The sequence below is a fragment of the Stenotrophomonas sp. RS-48 genome (genome assembly GCF_030053245.1).
Lineage (GTDB): Bacteria > Pseudomonadota > Gammaproteobacteria > Xanthomonadales > Xanthomonadaceae > Stenotrophomonas > Stenotrophomonas maltophilia_P.
In genome coordinates this window covers 1-6,253 of sequence record NZ_JASGBV010000127.1, presented here as the reverse complement: position 1 = coordinate 6,253, position 6,253 = coordinate 1, and the positions used below count along the sequence as shown (strand labels likewise).

Genomic DNA, 6,253 nt, shown 5'->3' with positions numbered 1-6,253 from the left:
TGACCCTGTTCAGCGCACGCGCCTCGGTCCCGGCCGCCGGCCATGCGACAATGACCGGCCTGATCCAGCCACGGTAGTTCCCGGCGTGACCGAAACCGTCGCCGCTCCGCGCACGCTCGATGAGCCCTTGAAGGACGCGATCCGCAAGGCCTATACGACGCTGCAGGCCAACACTCCCGGCTTTTCCACGCGCCGCTCGCAGAGCCAGATGATCGGCGTGGTGTCGCGCGCGTTGTCGAAAAGCGGTGGCGTGGGCGTGGTCGAGGCACCCACCGGCGTCGGCAAGAGCCTGGGCTACCTGACCGCCGGCGTGCCGATCGCGCTGGCCAGCAAGAAGAAGCTGGTGATCAGTACCGGTACCGTGGCGCTGCAGTCGCAGCTGGTCGAGCGCGACATCCCGAACTTCCTCAAGGCCACCGGACTGGAAGCGACCGTGGCGCTGGCCAAGGGCCGCACCCGCTACCTGTGCACGCGCAATGCCGCCGAGGCCCAGGGCGAGGGCTCGCAGGGCGGCATGTTCGAGGATGACGCGCCCCTGTTCGACCGGCCACTGGCGCCGATCGAAATGGACATCGCCAAGCGCCTGACCGACGCCTTCACCAGCGGTCAGTGGGACGGTGACATCGACAATGCGCCGGAGACCATCAGCCCGGGCCTGCGTGGCCGCATCACCACGCCGGCGTCGGGTTGTGCCGGGCGGCGCTGTGCGTATTCGGCGCAGTGCGCGGTGCTGCGCTCGCGCAACACCGTGCGTGATGCGCAGATCGTGGTGACCAATCACGCGCTGCTGCTGTCGGCCCTGTCGATCGGCGACAGTGACAATGGCCAGCCGTTGATCGCCGCGCCCTCGGAGATGCTGCTGGTGCTGGACGAGGGCCATCACATCGGTAACGTCGCCATCGACCAGGGCGCGGCCAGCCTGGCGCTGGACGAGATGGCCAAACGCACCGGCCGCCTGCAGATCCTGATTGCCGGCGCGTATCGCGCGGTCGACAAGGACCGCCTCGGCAACCTGCTGCCGAACGAAGCCATCGACGTCGCCAGCAACGTGGCCAAGCAGCTGCGCGCATTCCGCGACCATGTCGAAGCGGTGTGGATGCCAGCGCCGGCCGACGAGGAACCGATGTGGCGCGCGGCCAACGGTCGCCTGCCGGAAGCGTGGCGCGAGCCGATCGAAGCGCTGGCCGACGATACCCGCAGCCTCTACAACTGGGCGCATGCCGCCACCGCGCAGGTGGCCAAGGGCAAGCCGGACGACCCGGCGCGTGAGCGCCTGCAGCGCAACCTCGGCATGGCGCTGGAGATGATCGAGCAGCAGTACAACCTCTGGCAGGCCTGGCGCCGCGAGGACAAGGACGGTGCGCCGCCGATGGCGCGCTGGGTCACCGCCACCCGCGACGGCGATCTGGTCCTGCATGGCTCACCGGTCTCGGCCGCGCATGTGCTGCGCAAGCTGCTGTGGGACGAGGTGGACTCGGTGGTGATGACCTCGGCGACGCTGACCGGCGGTGGCGATTTCCAGTCGCTGGCGATCGACAATGGCATTCCCGAGGAAGCCGAGATGGTTTCGCTGTCCTCGCCGTTCGATCTGCCGAACCAGGCCGAGCTGATCGTGCCGAAGTTCCCGGTCACGCCCGACGACCGCGAAGGCCATCCCCGCGAGGTGGCGCGCTACCTCGACACGGAGCTGGACTGGGCCAAGGGCTCGATGGTGCTGTTCACCTCGCGCTGGAAGATGGAGAAAGTCGCCGGACTGATGCCTGCCGCGCGCCGCAAGCAGGTGCTGGTACAGGGCGAGATGTCCAAGACCCGGCTGATCGACGAACACCTGCGGCGCGTGGCGGCGGGCGAGGGCTCGGTGCTGTTCGGGCTGAACTCGTTCGGCGAGGGCCTCGACCTGCCCGGTGAAGCCTGCACCACGGTGGTGATCACCCAGGTACCGTTCGCGGTGCCGACCGATCCGCAGACCGCTACCCTGAGCGAGTGGTTCGAGGCGCGTGGACTCAACGCGTTCAACCTGATCGCCATTCCACACGCGCTGCGCACGCTGACCCAGTTCGCCGGCCGCCTGATCCGCACCTCCACCGATACCGGCCGCGTGGTCATCCTCGATTCGCGGCTGCTGACCCGCCGTTACGGCAAGCGCATCATCGACGCGCTGCCGCCGTTCAAGCGCGTGATCGGCTGACGACCGGAACGCCGCCGGGCATGGCCCGGCGCTACCTGATCTCCGAGCAACGCCGCGCTGCCGCCGTTCAAGCGTGTGATCGGCTGACGATCAGAAGGTAGCGCCGGGCCATGCCCGGCGAGCGCGAAGCGCGGCTTGTGTCAGGTGCAATGACCGATCAGGTGGGAATGCCGCCGCGCACGGTCCGGCGGCGCCTAATCGCCCAGCAGCGCGGTGTTGCGTACGGCGCCCTTGTCGGCGCTGGTGGCGAGCAGGGCGTAGGCCTTCAACGCGCTGGTGACCTTGCGCGGGCGCGCCTCACGCGGCTTCCATCCCAACGCATCCTGCTCGGCACGGCGCGCATCCAACGTCGCCGCATCCACCAGCAGATCAATCCGCCGCGCCGGAATATCAATGCGGATACGGTCGCCGTCGCGTACCAGCCCGATCGCACCGCCCGCCGCCGCTTCCGGCGAGGCATGCCCGATCGACAACCCGGACGTACCGCCCGAGAAGCGCCCGTCGGTCAGCAGTGCACACTGCTTGCCCAGGCCCTTCGATTTCAGGTAGCTGGTGGGGTACAGCATCTCCTGCATGCCGGGGCCGCCTTTCGGGCCTTCGTAGCGGATGACCACCACGTCGCCCGCCTTCACTTCGTCGGCGAGGATGCCGGCCACGGCCGCGTCCTGGCTCTCGAACACGCGCGCGCTGCCCTCGAACACGTGGATGGATTCATCCACGCCTGCGGTCTTCACCACGCAACCGTCTTCGGCCAGATTGCCGCGCAGCACGGCTAGGCCGCCTTCGGCGGAATAGGCGTGCTCGACGCTGCGGATGCAGCCGTCGGCGCGGTCCACGTCCAGCGTGGGCCAGCGCGTGGCCTGGCTGAAAGCCACCTGGGTGGGGATGCCGGCCGGGCCGGCACGGAAGAAGTCGTGCACGCTTGATTCGCTGCTGACCGCCACATCCCAGCGCTGGAGAGCATCGGCCAGGGTGCGGCTGTGCACGGTCGGCACGGTGGTATCCAACAGGCCGCCGCGCGCCAGCTCGCCCAGGATGCCGTACACGCCACCCGCGCGGTGCACGTCTTCCATGTGGTACCTGGGCGTGTTCGGCGCCACCTTGCACAGCTGCGGCACGCGCCGTGACAGCGCATCGATGTGGGTCAGGTCGAAGTCCACTTCGGCTTCCTGCGCGGCGGCCAGCAGGTGCAGGATGGTATTGGTCGATCCGCCCATGGCGATGTCCAGGGTCATCGCATTGGCGAACGCGGCCTGCGTGGCGATGCCCCGCGGCAGCGCGCTTTCTTCCTCGCCGCCGTACCAGCGGTGGCACAGTTCGACGATCAGGCGGCCCGCGCGCAGGAACAGCTGTTCGCGGTCGGCATGGGTGGCCAGGGTCGAGCCGTTGCCGGGCAGCGACAGGCCCAGCGCTTCGGTCAGGCAGTTCATCGAGTTGGCGGTGAACATGCCCGAACAGGAGCCGCAGGTGGGGCAGGCGCTGCGCTCGAACTCGGCCACCTTTTCATCGCTGGCGCTCTCGTCGGCGGCGATGACCATCGCATCGACCAGATCCAGCTTGTGCTCGGACAGCCGGGTCTTGCCCGCTTCCATCGGCCCGCCGGACACGAACACCACCGGGATGTTCAGGCGCAGTGCGGCCATCAGCATGCCAGGGGTGATCTTGTCGCAGTTGGAAATGCACACCAGCGCATCGGCGCAGTGCGCGTTGACCATGTACTCGACCGAGTCGGCGATGATCTCGCGGCTGGGCAGTGAATACAGCATGCCGTCGTGGCCCATCGCGATACCGTCGTCCACGGCGATCGTGTTGAACTCCTTGGCGACGCCGCCGACCTTCTCGATCTCGCGCGCGACCAGCTGGCCGAGGTCCTTCAGGTGCACGTGGCCCGGTACGAACTGGGTGAACGAGTTGGCGATGGCGATGATCGGCTTGTGGAAATCGCCGTCCTTCATGCCGGTGGCACGCCACAGGGCGCGGGCGCCGGCCATGTTGCGGCCGGCGGTGGAGGTGCGGGAGCGGTATTCGGGCATGGCTGGCGGAACGGGCGGGCCGTACGACATGGGGTGTCGGACGATCATCGCCAATTTTTTCGGTTGCTGCTGCAACCACCGCTCGTCTGCGCGGCGCCGCCGGGCGATGCGGCGATGGCGGATCGGGCCTGACGAAAATGAAACGCCGTTCATCTTTCGGACTTTGCCGATTCCGGTTGTTGGCCCGGATCGGGCATCATTGGGGTATTGATCCGCTGCTTGAGGCATGAGGCCATGAAACGTTCCCGCACCACCGCGCTGCTGCTGATGAGCGCCGCACCGCTGCTGTTCACCGCCTGCCAGAAGGAGCCGGAGGTGAAGGTGCAGGAAGGCCTGTTTACTTCGGTCGAGGCCTGCACCGAGGCCACCGGTGATCCGTCGTCGTGCCGCAACGCGTTCGCCGAGGCGCAGAAGCAGGCCGCCGACGCTGCGCCGAAGTACGCCACCAAGGAAGCCTGCGAGCAGGACTACAAGCCCGAGCAGTGCGTGCAGCAGCACACGTCGGCAGGTACCTCGTTCATCGGCCCGATGATGATGGGCTTCTTCATGTCCCAGATGCTGAGCAACCGCGGTGGCCTGGCCCCGCAGGCGCCGGCGTCGGCACCGGCCTACCAGGACAAGAATGCGGGTTGGGCGCGTTCGGCCCCGGGCGGTACGGGGGGCCTGAACACCGCCAGCGGCATCGGCGCCGGCAAGGCTGGCCTGGCACCGGTCACCAGCGAGCCGAACCGTGCCGTTACCGCCAGCCGGGGTGGCTTCGGCAACACCAGCGCGCGTCGCAGCACCAGCGGCAGCTACGGCGGCTGATCGACCCATGCAGCGTATCCGTATCGCCGAGCGCGCCCACTGGCGGGCGCGCGCGGAGGAAGCCGGTTTCCGCTTCCACACCATCGACGGCCAGCCGTACTGGGATGAAAGCGCGTATTACGCCTTCACCCTGCGCCAGATCGAACAGGACATCGAAGATCCCAGCGCCGAGCTGCACCAGATGGCGCTCGACCTTGTGGGCGACGTGGTGGCCAGCGAGCGGCTGATGGATCAGCTGGCGATTCCCGCGCATTACCGCGACTGGATCGCCGACAGCTGGCGCCAGCGCCAGCCGCATCTTTACGGCCGGCTCGATCTGGCCTATGACGGTACCGGTCCGGCCAAGCTGTACGAGCTGAACTACGACACGCCGACCTCGCTGTTCGAGGCCAGTTTCTTCCAGTGGCAGTGGCTGGAGGACCAGCGCAACGCCGGCCGCCTGCCGCAGCATGCCGACCAGTTCAACGCCATCCATGAGGCACTGGTCGAACGTTTCGGCGAGCTCGCCGGCCGCCTGCCGCCACCGCTGTACTTCAGCGCCGTGGGCAGTTCGGAAGAGGACCGCGGCACGGTGGAATACCTGCGCGACTGTGCTTCGCAGGCAGGCCTGCACGGGCAGGGCATCGCCATCGAAGACATCGGCCTGTCCGCGGATGGCCGCTTCACCGCGCTGGACGATTCGGTGATCGGCACGCTGTTCAAGCTGTATCCGCTGGAAGACCTGATGGCCGAGGAGTTTGGCCGCGCGCTGCCCGGCTCGGGCGTGCAGCTGCTGGAACCGGCATGGAAGGCGGTGCTGAGCAACAAGGGCATCCTGCCATTGCTGTGGCAGCGCAATGTCGGCCACCCGAACCTGCTGGAGGCGCACTTCGACGACGGCAGCGCGCTGGCCACCGGATGGGTGCGCAAGCCGCTGTTCTCGCGCGAAGGCGCCAACATCGAAATGCATCTGGCCGATGGCAGCACCCAGCGCAGCGACGGCCCCTACGATGGACCGGCGATCATCCAGCGCGCGCATCCGCTGACCCGCTTCGAAGGCGGTTATCCGCTGATCGGCAGCTGGGTGGTCGGTGAGCACGCCTGTGGCATCGGCATCCGCGAGGACGACAGCGCGATCACCCGCGACAGCGCGCGCTTCGTACCGCACGCGATCGTTGACGAGGCGCCGACGCGGATCTACGTCTGAGCACGGTGCGCACCCGCACACGTAGTGGACGGTAGCGGC

At 67.9% G+C, this 6,253-nt stretch carries 4 protein-coding genes; 3 read left to right on the top strand and 1 reads right to left on the bottom strand.

Annotated elements, in window-relative coordinates:
• Nucleotides 1–85 precede the first annotated feature (85 nt).
• Nucleotides 86–2,188 carry an ATP-dependent DNA helicase DinG gene (gene dinG / locus QMZ25_RS18460; RefSeq protein WP_164150502.1) on the top strand — a complete coding sequence of 701 codons (2,103 nt, stop codon included), beginning with the start codon at nt 86–88 and terminating at the stop codon, nt 2,186–2,188.
• Between the two features lie 194 nt (nt 2,189–2,382).
• Here dinG and ilvD read toward each other — a convergent pair whose 3' ends face one another.
• Nucleotides 2,383–4,221 carry a dihydroxy-acid dehydratase gene (gene ilvD / locus QMZ25_RS18455; RefSeq protein WP_283220094.1) on the bottom strand — a complete coding sequence of 613 codons (1,839 nt, stop codon included), beginning with the start codon at nt 4,219–4,221 and terminating at the stop codon, nt 2,383–2,385.
• Between the two features lie 234 nt (nt 4,222–4,455).
• Here ilvD and QMZ25_RS18450 point away from each other — a divergent pair, with 234 nt between their 5' ends.
• Both QMZ25_RS18450 and QMZ25_RS18445 read left to right on the top strand, forming a co-directional pair.
• Entirely contained in the window at nt 4,456–5,028 is a 573-nt protein-coding gene (locus QMZ25_RS18450) for a DUF1190 domain-containing protein (protein WP_053517972.1), read from the top strand.
• Nucleotides 5,029–5,035: 7 nt separating this feature from the next.
• Entirely contained in the window at nt 5,036–6,214 is a 1,179-nt protein-coding gene (locus QMZ25_RS18445) for a glutathionylspermidine synthase family protein (protein WP_263176317.1), read from the top strand.
• Nucleotides 6,215–6,253: the final 39 nt, after the last annotated feature.